11 protein-coding genes are annotated in these 14,988 nt (G+C 64.9%); 6 read left to right on the top strand and 5 right to left on the bottom strand.

Annotated elements, in window-relative coordinates; all coding sequences use genetic code 11:
* Positions 1–53: 53 nt before the first annotated feature.
* Both H9658_RS02335 and H9658_RS02330 read right to left on the bottom strand, forming a co-directional pair.
* Positions 54–1,334: a nucleotidyltransferase family protein gene (locus H9658_RS02335; RefSeq protein WP_191824200.1), complete on the bottom strand. Its 1,281-nt coding sequence runs from the start codon at positions 1,332–1,334 to the stop codon at positions 54–56.
* The gene (locus tag H9658_RS02330; protein ID WP_191824199.1) at positions 1,331–2,827 is read right to left on the bottom strand and encodes a B12-binding domain-containing radical SAM protein; all 1,497 of its coding nucleotides are present in this window, start codon (positions 2,825–2,827) and stop codon (positions 1,331–1,333) included. The genes H9658_RS02335 and H9658_RS02330 overlap by 4 nt, the downstream gene beginning before the upstream one ends.
* 202 nt (positions 2,828–3,029) lie before the next feature.
* Here H9658_RS02330 and H9658_RS02325 point away from each other — a divergent pair, with 202 nt between their 5' ends.
* The 4 genes from H9658_RS02325 to H9658_RS02310 all read left to right on the top strand — a co-directional run bounded on the left by H9658_RS02325 (position 3,030) and on the right by H9658_RS02310 (position 7,438).
* Positions 3,030–4,088, top strand: a complete 1,059-nt coding sequence (locus H9658_RS02325; RefSeq protein ID WP_191824198.1) for a phosphoenolpyruvate carboxykinase (ATP) — start codon at positions 3,030–3,032, stop codon at positions 4,086–4,088.
* 156 nt (positions 4,089–4,244) lie between these two features.
* Positions 4,245–5,960 (top strand): ATP-binding cassette domain-containing protein, encoded by a 1,716-nt coding sequence (locus H9658_RS02320; protein ID WP_191824197.1) that lies wholly within the window; start codon positions 4,245–4,247, stop codon positions 5,958–5,960.
* Between the two features lie 231 nt (positions 5,961–6,191).
* A complete protein-coding gene (locus H9658_RS02315; protein WP_191824196.1) occupies positions 6,192–6,899 on the top strand; it encodes a TraX family protein in 708 nt (235 codons plus the stop codon).
* 62 nt (positions 6,900–6,961) lie between these two features.
* Complete coding sequence (locus H9658_RS02310) at positions 6,962–7,438, top strand: MarR family winged helix-turn-helix transcriptional regulator (RefSeq protein WP_191824195.1); 477 nt, start codon at positions 6,962–6,964, stop codon at positions 7,436–7,438.
* Here H9658_RS02310 and H9658_RS02305 read toward each other — a convergent pair.
* Complete coding sequence (locus H9658_RS02305) at positions 7,435–8,925, bottom strand: FAD-dependent oxidoreductase (protein ID WP_191824194.1); 1,491 nt, start codon at positions 8,923–8,925, stop codon at positions 7,435–7,437. The two genes, H9658_RS02310 and H9658_RS02305, sit on opposite strands and share 4 nt — an antisense overlap.
* A 225-nt stretch (positions 8,926–9,150) precedes the next feature.
* On the opposite strand from H9658_RS02305, the gene H9658_RS02300 reads away from it, so the two are divergent.
* Positions 9,151–9,582, top strand: a complete 432-nt coding sequence (locus tag H9658_RS02300) for a hypothetical protein (RefSeq protein WP_191824193.1) — start codon at positions 9,151–9,153, stop codon at positions 9,580–9,582.
* Positions 9,583–9,938: 356 nt separating this feature from the next.
* Positions 9,939–10,253 carry a hypothetical protein gene (locus H9658_RS02295; RefSeq protein WP_191824192.1) on the top strand — a complete coding sequence of 105 codons (315 nt, stop codon included), beginning with the start codon at positions 9,939–9,941 and terminating at the stop codon, positions 10,251–10,253.
* Between the two features lie 263 nt (positions 10,254–10,516).
* On the opposite strand, the gene H9658_RS02290 is transcribed toward H9658_RS02295, so the two are convergent.
* Positions 10,517–11,866 carry a hypothetical protein gene (locus tag H9658_RS02290; RefSeq protein WP_225209675.1) on the bottom strand — a complete coding sequence of 450 codons (1,350 nt, stop codon included), beginning with the start codon at positions 11,864–11,866 and terminating at the stop codon, positions 10,517–10,519.
* 302 nt (positions 11,867–12,168) lie between these two features.
* Positions 12,169–14,781 carry an AAA family ATPase gene (locus H9658_RS02285; RefSeq protein WP_191824190.1) on the bottom strand — a complete coding sequence of 871 codons (2,613 nt, stop codon included), beginning with the start codon at positions 14,779–14,781 and terminating at the stop codon, positions 12,169–12,171.
* Positions 14,782–14,988 lie beyond the last annotated feature (207 nt).

The following is a 14,988-nucleotide window of genomic DNA, read 5'->3' as shown; positions in this document are numbered from 1 at the left end:
CTTCCGGTGATGCCTGTCGCGGCTGAAGCCGCTCCTACAGGGAGCTACATCACTCAACGCGCCGCCGCATATCCCTGCAGCGCGCTGCGCACCGCATACAGCGTATCCATGCGCGGCACCGGCCGCAGCAGGCGCAGCAGCACGCGCCGACGCTGCGGCAGGGCGACCCAGGATTGGCCCTGCAGCCACAGCTGGGTGCGGATCATGTCCGCGCGTTCCTGCCGGCTTTCCTGCGAAGGCTGCAGCCGCTGCCGCAGATAGCGCACGACCTCGCCGAGCGAGCGCGCCCACTCGATCCCGGGCAGCGCCGGCAGCCACAGCTGCGAGCACGAGGCGCGGGTCAGGTCCAGCCGCCGTGAGACCAGCCGCAGCAGCGGCGGACACTGCGCGCGCAGCTGCGCCAGCACCGTCTTCGGAATCGCCGTGCGGTAATAGCGCAGCACCAGCTGCAACGGCGGCAACGCCCACCACGCCGCGCCATCGGCGGTGTCGCACAGCACCCGCCAGTCCTTGCCGCTCATCCGCGTGGCCAGCAGCGAGATATCGTGCAGATGCATCAAGCGCAGGCTACGGCTGCAGATGCCGCCGGCCGCGTGCAGCAGCAGATGGCTCATCAGCGCGCCGTTGGACGGGTAGGGGTTCAGCCCCGGGCGGCCGTCGCGCGGGAATATCCGCTCGCTGATATCGACCGTGGCCAGCGGCAGCCGCTCCTGGATGCGCAGGTGCAGCTCGATGTTGATCGGGGTGTCGCGATGCTCGCCCAGGCTGGCGACGGAGTGCGCCTGCGCGGGGCGGAAGGTCTGGTGCTTCCACTGCGCGAACTCGGCCACGTAGCCGAGCTCTTCCAGCAACGCACCCACCTGCGCCGCATCTTCGGCGCGCACCAGCAGGTCGATGTCGGCCATCGGCCGGTCGCCAGGCAGGTACAGGCCTTGTGCGTGCAAGGCCGCGCCCTTCAGCGGCACGATCGCCACGCCGGCGGCCTGCGCCAGCGCATCGATCCGCTCCAGCAGCGCGGCGATGCGCCGGTAGCGGTGGGCGACGTGCTCGCGCTGCTCGGCCAGGAACGCGCTCCAGTCGCGATCGGGCCATACCGACAGCCGGCTCAGCAACGGCCCGATGCCGTGCGCGGCGGTCGCCGCCGCGGCCAGCTGCCATTGCAGCCGGTCCCACTGCGGCATCGCGTTGCCCGGCCGCGCCAGCTCGCGCGCCAGGGTTTCGGTCGCCAGCCGCAACCCGGTGCCGACATGCTTCAACGCAGGTTGCGTCGCACGCTCGGCAAAGGGATCGGCGGAGGAGGGCGCATGCGTTTGCGGCGTCGCCTGCGCGGTCATTGGCGTTGCACCAGCGGGATGCGGCGGTCGGAGGCCGTGGCTGCGGCCGGTAGGGCGGCGTCGGTCCGGTGCCGGCCTTCGCTGGCGATCAATGCGTCCCACTGCGCATCCAGTGCCACCCAGTCCCGCGCGTAGTCCTGCGGCGGCCGCGTGGCCTCGCTGCGCTGCAGGTCCACCTGCCGGTGCAGCAGATCGCGCACCCGCCGGTAGAACTCCGAGTCGTAGGCGCCATGGAACATCATCGCCAGGTCGTCGCTGTCCTGCCAATGGGTCTTGCGGCCGAGCTGGTTCTTCACCTGCTGGTAGAACTTGGTTCCGGGCAGCGGGTAGGACACGCTGACGCCGATGTCGTCCGGACGCGCCGTCGCCACCAGCGCACGGGTGGCGAGGATGTCGTCCAGTTGCTCGTCCAGGTAGCCGAGCTGCAGGAAGAAACCGACACGGATGCCGTGCGCGCCCAGGCGCTGGCGGGCGGCGATCACGTCCTCCACCGCGGTGCCCTTGGTCATCTTGTCGAGGATGCGCTGGCTGCCGCTTTCCGCGCCGATCCACGCTTCCGCGCAGCCGGCGCGGGCCAGCGCGGCGGCCATGCGCTCGCTGCCGAGATCGGCGCGGGTCTGGATGGTGAACGGGATCGAGCCATCGGCCGCGGCCAGCACCGCGGCGAATTCTTCCACCCACTCGATGTGGAAGCCGAAGATGTCGTCGGCCATCCAGATATGGTCGGGGGCGAAGGCGCGCTTGAGGTGGATCATTTCCGCGGCCACTTCCGGCGCGCTGCGACGCTTGTAGTGGTTGCCCCAGATCGGCTTGGCGCACCAGTTGCAGCGGAACGGGCAGCCGCGCGAGGCGGCCATGTTCAGGCTGAAATAGCCGTGCCGCTGCAGCCACAGGCGCCGGTAGCGCTCGATATCGACCAGGTCCCAGGCGGCCAGCCCGGACAGGCGCGGATCCGGCGGCCGCGCGCCGATCTGCGCGCGCTTGAGCTGCGGCAGCGCAGCGGTGGCGACATCGGCCACGTCCGCCACCCAGGCCGCGGCATCGATGTCGGGCGTTCGCTGCAGCCGCTCGACCAGTTCCAGCAGCGGCGCGATGCCTTCGCCGATCAGCACCGCGTGCGCGCCGGCGGCCAGGAACGCTTCGGGATGGTCCGACGCGTCGGAGCCGGCCACGATCACCCGGCTGCCGCCGGCACGCGCCTCGGCGATCATCCGGCAGGCGGCCTCGCGCATCCGGCTCAGGCACATCTTGGTCAGGAAATTGAAGTTGTCCTCGTAGAACACCACCAGGTTCGGCTGCGCCGCGCGCAGCGAGCCCTGGTAGTCCTCCACGCCGTCGGCCAGCATCGCGTCGAACAGCGTCACCTCGTGCCCGTGCCGGCGCAGCAGCGTGGCCACCTGCAGCGTGGCCAGCGGCGGATACGGCTTTCCGCGCTCCCATTGCTTGGGGTCGTAGCGCAGGAAATAGGAGTGGCTGACCTGGATCTTTGGCATCGGCGGAAGGGTCTCGTTCGGCGCCGGCAACGGATGCCGCGGCGCATGCAGCAGTGGCCGCGCACAGGTGGCCGTGCCGTAAGTGCCGCCGGCGCCGTCTTTGGTTGTGCACGCCGCGCAGGCGCGTCGTCGCGCATGACCCGCGCAACCTTTCCTGCCGCTGCACGCACTCACGCGCATCGACCCCACGGACCCATCCCCGATGCAGCTCTCGACCATGCGCACGCAACGCTGGGAGCCTGCGGCCAGCACTGCCGCAACGCAGGCTGGCGTCGCCGCCGATCCGTTTCACGACCGGCTGCGGCGCGACCACGTGCTCAGCAAGCAATTGCTGGGCGGTCGCTTCCGCTTCGAAAGCAACAGCGAGGCCTTGCTGCAGTTGGTCGAAGCGGCGTTCGGCGGCGTACCGCCGCACCAGTTGCCGGAACCAGCCGACTTTTGCATCGAATTGAACCTGGTCGCGCGCCACGACGCCCCCTATGTCTTCGCGCTGCAGCCGCCGCCGGTGCAGACCCATTCCGGCGCCGGCGTGCTGTGCGGGGTCATCGACGCCGACAACTACATGGTGCTGATGCCGTACCAGGGCAGGGCGCTGCTGGTGGTGTCGGAAGACATGCTCGCCCATCCCTACCATGTGCGCTACGAACTGATCGAGTTCGCGGTGTTCGTGCTGGCGGCGCGCGCGATGCGCCTGGTGCCGCTGCACGGCGCCTGCGTCGGCGCCGGCGGGCGCGGCGTGCTGCTGCTCGGCGCCAGCGGTGCGGGCAAGTCCACACTGGCCCTGCACAGCCTGCTGCGCGGCCTGGAATTCCTCGCCGAGGACGCGTTGTTCGTCGAACCGCAGCGCATGCTCGCCACCGGCATCGGCAACTTCCTGCACCTGCGGCCGGATCTGCTGCGACTGGTCGACGCGCGGACCCGCGCCTGGATCGCCGCCGCGCCGACGATCCGGCGCCGCAGCGGCGCGGTCAAGCACGAAGTCGATATCCGCAACGGTCGCGCCTGTCTTGCGCCCGCGCCGTTGCAGCTTGCCGGTGCGGTGTTCGTTTCCAGCACGGCTGCCGCGGATCCCCAGCAGCTGTTGCGGCCCATTGCCGAGCCCGAGGTACTCGAGCGCCTGACCGCCGACCAGCCTTATGCCGCCGCGCAACCGGGATGGCCGCTGTTCGCACGCCAGCTGCAGCGACTGGGCGTGCACGAACTGCAACGCGGCACGCATCCTGATGCTTCGGTCGACGCCGTGCTGCAGTTGCTGCGATGAGTGCGGCGACGACGAACGTATGCTGGCCATGAGAACGGCGACGTCGCGCGCAGGCGAGGGCGGCCGCGGCACCATGCTCGCAGTGGCGCGGCATGCTGGCGCGCCGCAGCCTGCCACGCTGACCGGCGAACGGGCGCCGTCCCCGGGCCGGCACCGATGACCGCGCACCGCCACAGCGCGCCCGACCCGGCGCCGCTGCTGCGTACCTTCATCGCCACCCTGGATCGTGGCGAGCGGATGCGCATCTGTGTCTACGTCGTGCTGTCGTTGGTCTGCGCGCTGGCCGGCGGCGTCGCCACGGTCGCTTTGGTGCCGCTGGTGCAACCCGGGCATGCACTGACGCTCGGCGGCCGCGTGCTCGCGTTGCCCGACGGCGTCCTCGCCCAGGCGGCGATCTTCGTCGTCGCCAGCGTCGGCTTCGCCCTGCTGCGCTGGACGGGCGCGCGGCAGGCCGCCGACCTGGCCAGCGGCCATGCGGCGCGCCTGCGCCGCATGGTGCACGCGCGCCTGCTCGACGCGCCACTAACGGCGCTTGCCGATGCCAGTTCGGCGGAAATCGCCAACGTCCTCACCTACAACATCGAGATCATCGTCCAGGGCTTCAGCGCATTGCTGCAGTTGCTGGTGGCCGCCATCACCGCCGGCGTCAGCCTGGGCATCGCCTTCCTGGTGTCGCCGACCCTGGTGCTGGCGCTGCCGCCGCTGCTGGGCCTGGCCGTGCTCGCGTTCCGCATTTCCGGCCACGAACAGGCGCGGGTGAGCCGACAGTACGTCGCCGACATGACCCGGCTGTTCTGGCTCAGCGAGGATTTCCCGCGGCGCCTGCGCCACGTGCGTTCGTTCGAACGCGAAGACCTGGAGAAAAGCGGCTACGACGCGATCTCCAGCCGGCTCAGCCATGGCTACTGGCGGCAACAGGCGCTGGTCGCCTCGGGCCGGCTGCTGCTCGAACTCAGCGCCGTCGCCGCCATCGCGGCGATCATGCTGCTGGCCGGCTTCTGGCACGGCATCGACCGCGGCGCGTTGATCACCGTGGGCCTGTTGCTGGGACGGCTGCTGCCGTATCTGGTCTCGACCCGGCAGAGCTTCCAGCAACTGCGTTCGGCGGCACCGGCGCTGGAGCTGTGGCAGCACTATGTGGGCCTGGGGGCGGCGAGGGCGACACCGGCAACGCCGCACGCGGCCGCGCCCATGCATGGCCCGTTGCGGATCCACAGGATCGGCCTGGCGCCGCCGCTGGCCGCGGTCGTGATCGGCGAACTGATCCTGGCGCCCGGCAGCATGACCTTGATCTGCGGACACTCCGGTGCCGGCAAGAGCAGCCTGATGGACGTGCTCGCCGGCATGGTCGAACCGCGCGTGTTCGCGGCGCAATGCGATGGGCAAACGCTGGATTTCGCGGCGTACCGCGCCTTGGTGCGGCATGGCGCCTATGTCGGCCAGAGCGTGCGGCCGTGGCAGCATACGGTGCGCGACTGCCTGGCCTGGGCCGAGCCGGACGCCAGCGAAGCGGCGATGTGGCAGGCGCTGCGCGACGTCGGCCTGGCCGCGCGCCTGCAGGCTGGCGCGCAGGGCCTGGACACCACCTTGAACAGCGCCGCCGCCAAACTCTCCGGCGGCGAACTGCAGCGCTTGCTGCTGGCGCAGGTGATCCTCAGGCAACCGCGGATCGCCTTGCTCGACGAGGCCACCAGCGCTCTCGACGCGGTCTCGGAGCAGCACGTGCTGGCGACGCTGCGGCAACGCCTGCCGCGCACCGCGCTGGTCGTCGTGTCGCACCGGACCAGCCTGTCCGCCGTGGCCGACCGCTGCCTGCACATGGCGCGCCCGGCTTCCGCACCATTGCCGATGGCGCAGCCACAGCCGCACTGACCGCGGCCGCATCCATGGCGCGATCCGCGATGGCGCGCCGCGCCGGGAAACGCAGCCGCCCGTATTGCCGACTTGCGCGGAACAGTCTACCGTCCATGGCTTCGACAGCGATGCGCGCCGGCTGCTCGCCGAACCGCCGCGATGCGCGCCGCGCCGCCGTCACAGGCAATGGCGGCAAGGCAGGGGCAGGGCGGACACTTGGCCGCCAGGAGCGGCGTTCTGAACGACACGATGACCAGCAGTGCCCGCGAACTGTTGAAATGGATCGCCTTGCTGCTGATGACCGGCGATCACGCAGCGAAGGTGCTGGTCCACGGCTATATCCCGATCGTGTCCGAACTCGGTCGCGTCGCGTTCCCGCTGTTCGCCCTGGTCATGGCCTACAACCTGGCCCAGCCTGGCGCCGACCTGCTCAAGTCCGTGCGCAGGCTGCTGCTGTGGGGAATCCTGGCCCAGCCGGCGTATGGACTGGCGTTCGGCTACTGGATGCCGTTCAACGTGCTGCTGAGCTTCGCCCTGGCGGCGGCGGTGATCTGGAGTATCCAGCGACGGCAATGGACCTTGCTCGGCATGTGCGTCCTGGCGGCGCCGCCGTTGGTGGACTACAACTGGGCCGGACTGATCCTGGTACTGGCCGCCTGGTGGGTGTTCCGTTTGCGCGCGATGCCGCACGCGCCACGCCAGGGCGCGCCCCGGCACGGCTTGCGCGACGTGATTGAACACCGTTATGCGCGCATCGCCGTACTCGTCGTGGCGTTCGGACCGCTGTGCTGGTGGAACGGCAACGGCTGGGCCTTGCTGGCATTGCCGATGGTGGTGCTGCTGGCGAACCGCGATTTCCCCATTCCACGGACGCGCTGGGCGTTCTACATCTACTACGTGGGGCATCTGGCGGTGCTTGCGGTGCTGGCGCGAACGCTGGCCGTGCATGCCGCCTGAGACGTCGTTCCCAAGTGCATGGGTGTAGCATGCACGCATCGAAGAAAGCTGATTCAGGGTCGATGAAGAAGGCGAAACAGGCACAGCGCAACGATCGATTCGGCGATCTGCACGGGGCGTTGCTCGAGATCGTCGGCGTCATGAACAGGCCGCAGCGCGACGAGGCGATGATTCGCGAAGCGGGAATCTCCCTGGAACGCGCCCTGTTCCCGCTGCTGGTGCTGGTGGAGCGGCTCGGGCCGATCGGGGTGGTCGAATTGGCCGATCGGGTGGGGCGCGACTACACCACCGTCAGCCGGCAGGTCGCGAAGCTGGAAGGCCACGGCTTGGTCGATCGCCGGGAAAGCGCCAGCGACCGCCGCATCCGCGAGGCCGTCGTCACCGACAAGGGCAAGGCGATGACGGACCGTGTCGACGAGGCGCGCAAGCGGATCGGCGTCTCGGTCTTCGCCGACTGGGAGGATCGGGATGTCGAGGAACTGGTCCGGCTCATGTGCAAGTTCGCCGACGACATCAAAGGCAAGCTGCCCGCAGACTAGAGGCCGAGCGCCGCCAGGTAATCGGCGAGCGCATGCAGTTCGCCGACCTGCGCGGTCATGCCGACATAGCCATCCGGCCGCACCAGTACCACATCGCCCGGCGACAGCCCGTAGGCCTCGGCGAAATGCCCGCCAATGTCGCGCACGTCGCCGCGCTCGCCAACGGTATACGCCTGCACACCGCGACGGGCCGGCAGTGCCGCGTGTTCGATTCCGTAGCCCAGCAGCGTCCAGTGCGGCCCCTTGAACAGCTCGAACAGGCGCGTCATCTGGCCTGCCGCACCGAGCAGCGGCGCATCGGGCGCACGCGTTCCCGAGGCGATCCTGGAAGAAGACATGGCCGGTTGCACCAGGACCGAAGCGTCGTAGTACAGGTCCAGCTGTTGGGTCTCGCGGCCCCGGCGCATGTCGCCTTGCTTGGCCGCGCCCAGCAGCTCGACCGACAGGCCGAGCATGCCTGCGGCGATAGGGCGCCGCTCCTGCTCGTAACTGTCCAGCAACGCGTCGGCGGCACCGGCGATCACCGCGGCCAGCTTCCAGCCCAGGTTGTAGGCGTCCTGCACGCTGGTGTTGAGGCCTTGTCCGCCAGTCGGCGGATGGATGTGCGCAGCATCGCCGGCCAGGAAGATGCGGCCGACGCGATAGCGATCGGCCAGGCGGGCGTTCATCGCATAGGCGGATGCCCAGAAGACCTGGTGGATGCGGATATCGGTGCGCCCGGTACGCTCCGCGATCATGGCATCGATGCCGGCAGCGGACAGGTCGACTTCGCCCTCCAGCGGAATCGGCGCCTGCACCTGGAACAGATCGGTGCCGGCAAGCGGACACAGCGAGACGTGGCGCTGCATGGACGCTTCGTTGAAGCGGTGCCAGCAAGCCCGATCCAGACCGCCCAAGGCGACGTCGGCCACGATGGCCCGAACACCCAGCGTCTTGCCGGGAAAATCGACCGCCAGCGCGTGCCGCACGAAGCTGCGCCCGCCGTCGGTCGCGACCAGGAAGCGCGCGCGAATGCGATGCGTGCCAGCAGCGTCGACCACTTGGGCGGTCACGCCGTCGGCGTCCTGCAGCACATCCACCAGTTCGCACCCGTAGCGAGGGGCATGCCCGAATTCGGCCAGCCGCTCGCGCAGGACGCGCTCGGTCAGGAACTGCGGCACCATCAACGGCAGCGTGTAAGGCTCGGAGGGCCGCGCTGGCGGCGCTTGTTCGGCAGCAGTGACGTACTCTCTGCCGTCCTCGCCGTACTTCCGCTCAGGCGGGTAGGGACCGCCCACCGCGGCGAGCCGATTGGCGATCCCCAGGTCCTCGAAGATCTCCAGCGTCCGTGGCTGGATGCCCTTGCCGCGGGACCCGCCGAACGGCTCGTCGATCTTGTCGATCAGGCAAAAGCCGACCCCGCGCCGCGCCAGCTCCAAGGCCAGGGTCAGACCCGCGGCGCCAGCGCCGCAGATCAGGACATCCAACGGATTGCCTTCGTCGTTCATGTCGCCTCCATATGTGCAAAACGCACTTAACTGGGCGGCAGCGTATGCTTCTTGGGAGAAGAGTGCAATATGCACATAATTTCCGAGCTGGAAGCTCCAGATTGCGGGTCGGCGTGAATGGACTGCAGCTGGTCGAATTGCCATGTGCCTGCCGGCGCACGGGTGCCGCATCTGTCTAAGCGTGCGCTTCGCCCGTCCCATATCATCCTTTCCACGGGGGTGAGCATGGATGTTCGTGTCGTGGGGCTGTTCTTACTGTTGTCGGCATCCGCCGTGTCGGCGCAGACGCGCTCGGCTGCCGGCCGTGGCGTCGAGCGTGTGAACCCGAATCGCAACGTCGCTGCGGTTCCGAAGCTCGATTGTCGCAAGCTTCTCGCTAGCGATCCTCGGCCATGGGTGCATGCTTATTGCGAGCATGTCGACTTCGCGATGCAGGACGGCATGTCCCGCGCCTGGGGACGTCCTCGGCCATCGTCGGTTCTTCTCGATATCCCTGCGCTTGGTACCGCTGAGGCCAAGGCTTCTGGCGTCTCATGTTCCGAGGGCCGTGTGATCCGCAGGGTGGGCAATGGCTGGGAGCAAGCGCTCGATCAGCAGCGTAACTATCTGCGCTGCCGGCCGTCTGTCGAGTTGCCGGCGATATCTATTGGTCGATGAGCTGGGTGTGGGGCTTGGTGAGGTGACTTGATAGGCTGCCAGGGTAAGAGAGATTCCAGCAGGAGCCGCAGCAGCACAGTGCAGCACCACGTTGATTTTACATAATATACATTATGCGAAATCAAGGGTCGGCCCAACCGGCATGTTGTTTTCCAAAGAGGATGTCCTTCCTTGCAATAGTTAATTGTCCATCCCTGGGCGTATGTATCGAACCTTCACTGCAGGCGCGGTCAGGCCTAAGCCATCCCCTGGGCTGGGGCTCGCCGATCAGCCACGGCATTAATGGACGCCGTTCCGGGTAGCAAAACACGAGCCCTCGCCTTGCGGCTGGATCATGTTTGACTAAAGATAGGGTGATGACGCGCAACCAAGCCCTGATACAAGGCATTGAGTTTGATCTGCCGCACTACCATCGGCAGCGCATGGCGCGCCGTGCCGGAATCCAGATGCAGATGCTGCGCGACGCGGACAGCTCCCCCTGTCTCGATGGCCATCGGGTTCAAATGATTCGAAACGCACTGGTTGAAACCACGCGGAATCAATTCAATAATGCGTTAACGGTCGAGGAAGTAATCGAGCCTCTCCGACACGGTGTAGATATTCGCGCAATTGAGCAGGCAGACGCTTACATGGCAGATCCTGCCAATCAACGATCGCGTGGGTCCGTTTGACACGCCTAGTTCCTCATTAGGATGTGCTCTTAGCACGACGCTTTTGGGCTCGTACGTTCTTGGAAGTCGGGAGCTGCTCTCGTTTGAGCCAGGCAGCTTCCAAGACAGCGGGCAAATCTCGCAAGTGTGCAAGCTGAGCATCGAGCGCGTCCGCCCTTGCCCGCTGAGAGACCAACTCCTGGCGCAGAGCCCTCCCGAGGTCCGCTCTTGGCCATGAGCGGACGTTAGCCGAGCAATTCGTCATGCCGTGAGGAGCGGTCGCCTCAGACGCAGGCCTCGGCGAAGTTGTGGATTGCCTGCTCCAGAGGGTTGAGCTCATTGAAACAAGTATCAAGATCCAAGTCCCCAAGCAGATTGCCTTCGCAACCAAAGGTAGTGCATGACTCGTAGTCGCCGAACAATACTTGCGGCAGGTGCAGTTCGTCGAACCGCAGCATCTCTCCCATCTGCGAGAGCCGCTCGAAATTCTGCTCCCCAGCGTTTGACAACCGTCGCAAGACCGCACTGGGGCTCTGCGCCAACTTTGCCGCGATCTTTGAAACTTCATCTTGGGCCAATTGCTTTACCTGACCCATTGACGTACCAAGACGTGCGAGGGCCGCTTCGATCCCCCTGGTCCCTGCGTCTTCCGTGCTGAAACTGCTCTCAGGAATCGCAGCGCATAGGACGCGATACAGCATCCCGGCATCGCACCGAAGCAAGCCCTGCTGAACACGCTGTACGTAGTCATGCTCTGGGGGTACACCAAAAATTGCTGCGAGGCGATGTAAGTCTGCCATCTCCGCGAAACTCTTGGTCGGAATATTTAGCACAAAGCGACTGAGGCGACCGCCAAGACGATAGGCGCGGATAACGTCCTTGCACTGCTGGTGATTGGCGATCAGATGTGCGCACGCAGAGTACTCAGTGATACGATGGTTGTATAGGTACTCAAGCGCTTTGCTTGTCTGGCTGTGCTTCTCGACGATTGCCTCTGGGCCTTGGACTGCGGTCAGTAGGGCAAATCGCTGGACTAACTCCTGAGACATGGCCGATGTTTCGAGCAGAGATACAGCCGACAATGGCGAGCGCGCTAAGTTTTGCCCGGTGAGCGTTCCAAATCTGCAAAAAACGATAGGCACGGCACCTTCGATCGATCCGCTAGCAGTGAAACGCAACCCTATGGTGACTTGGTACGTCCACGGCCGGATCACTTTTTCGTCGGTCTCATTCACTAGAGTGTAGTACTTGGGCAACCGCAGCGTGCGCACGTGGTCTGACGCAGCTTTTAGGTAGTGGAACTCTTGCTCCTGCTGAAATTGGTTAGCCCGAAAGGCATTGTCTAGAACCTTGAGATGGCGCATACCCCAGCAGGTAGAAGTGGCGTCAATGAAGTGGGTGAGCTCATGCGCGACCAATGGGATGACGCGATCCAATGCATGAAATTGGTCAAGTGTGAGTGCGCGGTCCCTGGGCACTGGACCAAGGAGATGCCTTAGGCGCTCGAACTCAGTCGATTCAATCGCGTCCAGAGTGATGCCGAAGTTGTAGAAGTCGAAACTTCCAAGAACGTCGAGTTGTAGGACCTTAGCGTGTGAAGGCATAAAAAGATCTTGTTGATGCGATTTTGGCATTAATCCGCCAAAATGGCCTGGCTATGCATTGAATTTCTTGGGAATCCCAAGGTAACCTGGGTGCACGTCGTTGAGCATATAGTTCATATGTTCGCTCTGGGTCGAAATCAGGCTGTCCTCCTACCCGCGATAACGCTCCCTTATCCCTGCCCCGTCCAATGTCCGCTCTCGGCCGGAAGCGGGCACTGAGTGGAAAGCCGAACTCTGCCCCCTGTTTTTATGCAATCCTCCTTTGGATTCGGCATCTTGGTAGTTTCTTGAAACAAATTTATGGGGTAAGACGGCGCTTCCAAGGCATGAAGCTAGTTTCCAAAGGAAGCGCTCAGCTTCTTCAGCGCCGTCAGGATCTGGTGGACGATGCCAATTTCGAAGTCTTCCCCATCCCCATCATGCGTGCCCTTGTTCAGATACTTCCACGACAGAGCGGCCTCAGGCACAGCCAGTAGTTCCTGGAACGCCTCCTTGCGTTGCGTCCAGGCCGCTGTCGCCAACCGCCCTTGATCAACTCCGCTATTGACGGCTCTGGACAGGACCTCCACGAGGTTGCGCAGCTCGGGATCGCCATCAGGCCTGCGCAAAACCAGCGATACCCGTCCTAGTGAATCGTCGGCTTTGCCCAGCGCCTTCCAGACCCGGGTCATCAGGTTCTCCAGTGCCTGCCGGCAGGACGCCAGTGCCTGGCGCTGATCGGCCTCGTCAAGTCTTTCTTGGGCGCGGCGCAGGTAGTGGCGATCGCTGCCGTTTTTAATGATTGGCTGATGGTCGCCGCCATGATGCTTGAGGATGTAGAGCTTCGAAGCTCCCTGCCCCAGGCCGTTTTGCACTTGGGTGATGAACTCGGGGCTATGGCAGGTAATCACGATTTGCTTGCCGTTGAGCCTTGCATCGCCAAACAACGTGTCGCGTATCCCCTTGCGGTGGTCGTGGTCGATGGCATTGACGGCATCGTCAAACACAAGCAACGGCAAGCCCAGTTTGATGTTCTTGGCCAGCAGGATAGCCAACCCCAGGCATCGCAGATGCCCCTCGCTCAATACGCGCAGCGCATCGTGTAGTTGGCCTTGGCTTCCCACAAAGGCAACCCGGATCCGCTCACCCCCACGAAGCGGAAGATCGAGCTTGGCCAGCTTGTCATGATCGTGGTCGTCCACATTGAACAGGTTGTAGAGATCCTGGGCCGTCTCGTTCAAGTCGGCTAACAGGCCCTCAGGCAGCCCGTCGCGATACCGTTTCAGACTGTCGAGGAAAGACGCATATCCGTCCTGAATCCGCTTCTCAAAGGCCACGGTAGCCGCTTCATCCGCCGCTTCTACAATCAGCGCCGCGTTGGCTTCATCGAAGCCGTCGATCTTGGCTTGCTCTGCCACGACCTGTTGGTCATACATCGAACGGCGAAGTCGAAGTGCATCGACCTGTTCCTTGATCGCTTCAAGCGCCTGCTGCTCTTCCCTGAGCGGGGCACGCTGAGCTTGCCTTGCACGAATAGCCGCGTCGCCTTCCTCAAGTGCCCGCACTCTCGCCAACACCGCTTTCCAAGTGGTCTTGGTCAACAAGCCCTCTGACCAGGCCTCGATGGGTTGGTCTTGCGCCACCCACTGCACCAATGGCTCAAGATCTCCACCATTCAAGGGCGCATAGGCGTGCGCTGCCGCCACCTTTCCATGCAACTGCGAGGACAGCTGGTGGCATTCCTGAGCCAAGCGCGTTCTCGATGCCTCAAGCGCAGCAAGGTCTGCCAGGAGTTCAAGCCCATCACGCGCGCGAACGAATGGATCCCGCACCACGTTGGCCAATGGGGTGTCGCAGGCGGGGCATTTGTCGGGGCTTTCTGCCGCTAGCGGCGCCACCGCTCGATACAGTGCGAGAAACGAGACCTCGCCGGCCCGGGCGTCCAGATTCGCCTGCGTCCTGGCCACCTCGGCAAGCTTCTTCCTCATGCTCCTGCGCAAGACAGCAAATGAGGCAACCGTCAGCCCCGATTGTGCTGGGATCTGCTCTTGCAGGGTGGCATTGACCTCTTGCAACCGCCCCTCCTGCCCGTCCATGCCAAGGCGTCGCAACAGCAGCTCGTAGGTCAGCTCCTCTTCAAACCCATTGGCAAGCTGGGCCTGCTCAGTATCGAAGGCCACCTGTGCTTCAGCATTGCCATCGACCTTTTGCCGTGCGGCTACCAGAGCCGCTTGCTTGAGCGCCAATACGTCTTTCTTGGGCGTGCCCAGCCGCAGCTGGTTGTCCAGGCTGGCGGTGAAGTTGCCAACTAAGTTGTTGAAGCCATCCAAGCCAAACAACGTGGCAATGAGGGCACCGGCTTGTGCCGGCGTGCGTGCAGCCAACCGCGCGAAGCCTTCGATGCGGTTCTTCTCCACGATGGCAAAGCGCAGCAATTCGGCATTGGGTGCGACGGGGACACCATTGGCGCCACTGGCTGCCAGCAGCTGAGGCGCGACATACCTCCCTTCATGGATGTTGTTGAAATACTGCCCGAGATCTTCGATGCGCTTCGCTGATGCCTCTTCGACATAGCCCAGCAGTGCAAACTCCAGAGCCTCGCACAGGCTACTCTTGCCGCTGCCATTGGGCCCTTGGAAAAGCACGATGTTTTGCGACAGGTCGAATTCTTCCTCACGCCGGAATCCACGGAATGGTCCGATCGTCAGCTTCTTCAACCGTGTCCAGGGGAGTTGGGCGGCGGCCGCATCGGCCTGTGCCGGCTCGATCACGTCGGGCGTGTTGTTTAGGTCCCGACGCAGCAAGGGCGTCAGCACAGTCGCCCGCTGCCCCCCGTTGTTCACCGTAGGGATCAGGGCATCTAGGTTGTCCTGGACGATCCGCGCAATCCGCTTGGCGTCAGCAGGTTCCTCCGTTGCCCCCAGCAGCTGCATGTATCGCAAATACTCGTCGTGCACCGCACCCATCGTTGCCGCTCCGCTGCCCGGCGGCTGTCCCAGCCGGATACCGTCTTCACCGGCTAGCCGAGTCCTGTCGGACTACTGACATCTAGCCCCCCTGAAACGTCACCGCGCCTTGCTTGTCAGGAAAGCACTGGCCAACCACCTTGCTTCCAATCCTATCCTGATCAGGCTGTCTATGTTTGCGACGCCTGTTGGCGCGCTTTCCACTGG

This window comes from Xanthomonas bonasiae (assembly GCF_014836395.1).
Classification (GTDB): domain Bacteria; phylum Pseudomonadota; class Gammaproteobacteria; order Xanthomonadales; family Xanthomonadaceae; genus Xanthomonas_A; species Xanthomonas_A bonasiae.
This window is presented reverse-complemented; position numbering and strand designations above follow the sequence as displayed.

Excerpts from the sequence above, each read along its gene's own strand:
- H9658_RS02310 (WP_191824195.1), top strand. The coding sequence starts at position 6,962 with ATGAAGAAGGCGAAACAGGCACAGCGCAACGATCGATTCGGCGATCTG.
- H9658_RS02290 (WP_225209675.1), bottom strand. The coding sequence starts at position 11,866 with ATGCCAAAATCGCATCAACAAGATCTTTTTATGCCTTCACACGCTAAG.
- H9658_RS02305 (WP_191824194.1), bottom strand. The coding sequence starts at position 8,925 with ATGAACGACGAAGGCAATCCGTTGGATGTCCTGATCTGCGGCGCTGGC.
- H9658_RS02335 (WP_191824200.1), bottom strand. The coding sequence starts at position 1,334 with ATGACCGCGCAGGCGACGCCGCAAACGCATGCGCCCTCCTCCGCCGAT.
- H9658_RS02320 (WP_191824197.1), top strand. The coding sequence starts at position 4,245 with ATGACCGCGCACCGCCACAGCGCGCCCGACCCGGCGCCGCTGCTGCGT.
- H9658_RS02325 (WP_191824198.1), top strand. The coding sequence starts at position 3,030 with ATGCAGCTCTCGACCATGCGCACGCAACGCTGGGAGCCTGCGGCCAGC.
- H9658_RS02295 (WP_191824192.1), top strand. The coding sequence starts at position 9,939 with ATGACGCGCAACCAAGCCCTGATACAAGGCATTGAGTTTGATCTGCCG.
- H9658_RS02315 (WP_191824196.1), top strand. The coding sequence starts at position 6,192 with ATGACCAGCAGTGCCCGCGAACTGTTGAAATGGATCGCCTTGCTGCTG.
- H9658_RS02285 (WP_191824190.1), bottom strand. The coding sequence starts at position 14,781 with ATGGGTGCGGTGCACGACGAGTATTTGCGATACATGCAGCTGCTGGGG.
- H9658_RS02300 (WP_191824193.1), top strand. The coding sequence starts at position 9,151 with ATGGATGTTCGTGTCGTGGGGCTGTTCTTACTGTTGTCGGCATCCGCC.
- H9658_RS02330 (WP_191824199.1), bottom strand. The coding sequence starts at position 2,827 with ATGCCAAAGATCCAGGTCAGCCACTCCTATTTCCTGCGCTACGACCCC.